We start from the raw sequence: 2,131 nt of genomic DNA, 5'->3' as shown, positions 1-2,131 counted from the left end.
CGTGAGCCGGTAGGCCAGGCGGTACACGCGCGCGGAGTGCTCCCGGACGATCGCCTCCCAGGTCGGGGGCTGCCAGTCCGGGTCGGGCAACGAGGTCGCCATCCACGTCCTTCTGCTCGGGGGCCGCCGGACCCGCCTCCGCAGCCTCCGCACCGGCCTCCGCAGCCGTCGCACCTGCCTCGGCAGCCGCGCCCGTGCTGCTCGTGCCCGCCGCGTGGCAGGCCCGCGCGGCGGAGCACGCCGCCCGCGCCGACGACCTGACCGCCGGCCACCGCGCCCGGCGCGCCGCCGGGGGCGAGCGGCACGCGATCGAGGACTTCCTGTTCGAGTACTACCCCGCGAAGCCGGCGCAGCTGCGCCGCTGGCACCCGGGAGCGGGCGTCGCCCGGGCCGACGCGGCCGAGGCCCCGCAGGCGGGCTGGCGCTGGTACCGGACGGACGCCGAGGGCACCGTCGCGCTGGACGCCGACGCGTTCCTGGCCGACCGGGGCGACACCGTCCGGTACGTCCGCGCCCTGCTGTCCGCGACCGCCGGCCGTCCGGCCGCGACCGGCTGCTTCGGCCTGCACGAGTGGGCGATGGTCTACCGCGAGGGCGACGGCGACCACCGGCACCCGCTGCCGCTGCGGCTCGGCGGCGCGGGCACGGACGCGGTCGTGGAGCGGCACCGCATCCGGTGCACCCACATCGACGCGTTCCGGTTCTTCACCCCGGACGCGGCTCCCCGGAACACGCTTCAGCCCACCCGGGAGACGCAGGTCGCGATGGAGCAGCCCGGTTGCCTGCACGCGAACATGGACCTGTACAAGTGGGCGCTCAAGCTCGGGCCCGCCGCGCCGGGTGACCTGCTCCTCGACGCGTTCGCCCTGGCCCGGGAGATCCGGACGGTCGACATGCAGGCGTCCCCGTACGACGTGTCGTCCTACGGGCTCGACCCGATCGCGATCGAGACGACCGAGGGCAAGGCCGAGTACGTGCGGCGGCAGCGCGGGTTCGCGGCGGCGTCCCAGGCACTGCGGACCCGGCTGGTGGCCGCGTGCGACGCGGTGCTCGGCACGCCGGTGCGGGGCCGCGCCGAGCCCGACCGCGTCTGACGGCACCGCGCCCGGCGGACCCGTGCCCGGCACCGCGCCTCACGGGACCGCGCGCTCACCGGTCCGGGCGGTCGACCCCCACCCCGGACCCGCCCGCCTCGTCGGCGGCGTCGGCGCGCGTCGCCTCGGCCAGACGCCGGGCTCGGCGTGCCTCGCGCTCCTGCCGCCGGATGCCGGCCTCGGTCGCGGGGGTCTTCGGCGGGAGGCCGATCCGCGGGCTGGCCTCCCCGTTCGGGCCGACGCCCCGGTAGAAGCCGCCGTCGGGGGCGAACCAGCGCCGCACGGGGGCAGCGCGTCGTCGAGTGCTGTCAGCCATCAGGCTGCACCGTCCTCAGGTCGTCGTGGGCCCCGGGACCATCATCACGGCGGCCGGGGATGAAGTCCACGGCGATCGCGGCAGAGCACCGGATCACCATGCCGCCGGGGGCGTGCACGACGTCGCTGAAGGTCCCGTCGTCCTGGACGACCCAGCCCTCCTCGACGAAGAGCTCCTGCGGGTGCGGGTGGGTGGTGGCGAACGAGTCGTCCCCGTACCAGCCGCCGAGCCACCGGTCGTCGGCGAACCGGACGCGCACCCAGCAGCCGCGGGATGCCCCGCCGAACGCCCGGTCCCACGCGCTCGGCGGGTGGTCGAGGGGACGGCCGCGACGGAGCGCGGGTGGCGTCCGTGCGGTGAGCAGCCCGAACCGGTCGCCGCGGACCACCCAGAAGCACAGGCGCGCGGTCAGCCAGGGGACGACGATCACGAGTCCGATGAACCCGAGCCCGGCCGTCCGGGGATCCGAGAGGACCCGGGAGGGGTCGTGCGCGTACCGGGCGAGCACCGGCCCGAACGCCGCCGCGTAGGCCCCCGCGAACACGCCGGTCGCCACCATCGCGTGCAGCACTCGCGTCCCGAAGTCCGGCCGCGCGGGGTCGGGGCCCGCCACGCTCTGCCAGGACGCTCGGTAGACGAACCCCGGGACGACCAACGTGAGCGCCACGGCCGCCTGCGCCCAGGACTCAGGCACCGCGTCGCGGCCACGTCGGGGAGGGCG

3 protein-coding genes and 1 pseudogene are annotated in these 2,131 nt (G+C 76.8%); 1 reads left to right on the top strand and 3 read right to left on the bottom strand.

Annotated elements, in window-relative coordinates; translation table 11 throughout:
- Positions 1 to 102, bottom strand: a pseudogene (locus G6556_RS19800) (RNA polymerase sigma factor SigE); the annotation flags it as partial.
- 101 nt (positions 103 to 203) lie between these two features.
- On the opposite strand from G6556_RS19800, the gene G6556_RS18500 reads away from it, so the two are divergent.
- Complete coding sequence (locus G6556_RS18500) at positions 204 to 1,094, top strand: 3-methyladenine DNA glycosylase (protein WP_166944579.1); 891 nt, start codon at positions 204 to 206, stop codon at positions 1,092 to 1,094.
- Between the two features lie 55 nt (positions 1,095 to 1,149).
- On the opposite strand, the gene G6556_RS18495 is transcribed toward G6556_RS18500, so the two are convergent.
- Together G6556_RS18495 and G6556_RS18490 are read right to left on the bottom strand one after the other, a co-directional pair.
- Positions 1,150 to 1,410 (bottom strand): hypothetical protein, encoded by a 261-nt coding sequence (locus tag G6556_RS18495; protein WP_166944577.1) that lies wholly within the window; start codon positions 1,408 to 1,410, stop codon positions 1,150 to 1,152.
- The gene (locus G6556_RS18490; RefSeq protein WP_166944575.1) at positions 1,403 to 2,104 is read right to left on the bottom strand and encodes a DUF6338 family protein; all 702 of its coding nucleotides are present in this window, start codon (positions 2,102 to 2,104) and stop codon (positions 1,403 to 1,405) included. The genes G6556_RS18495 and G6556_RS18490 overlap by 8 nt, the downstream gene beginning before the upstream one ends.
- Positions 2,105 to 2,131: the final 27 nt, after the last annotated feature.

This window comes from Cellulomonas sp. IC4_254 (assembly GCF_011603975.1).
GTDB lineage: Bacteria > Actinomycetota > Actinomycetes > Actinomycetales > Cellulomonadaceae > Cellulomonas.
This window is presented reverse-complemented; position numbering and strand designations above follow the sequence as displayed.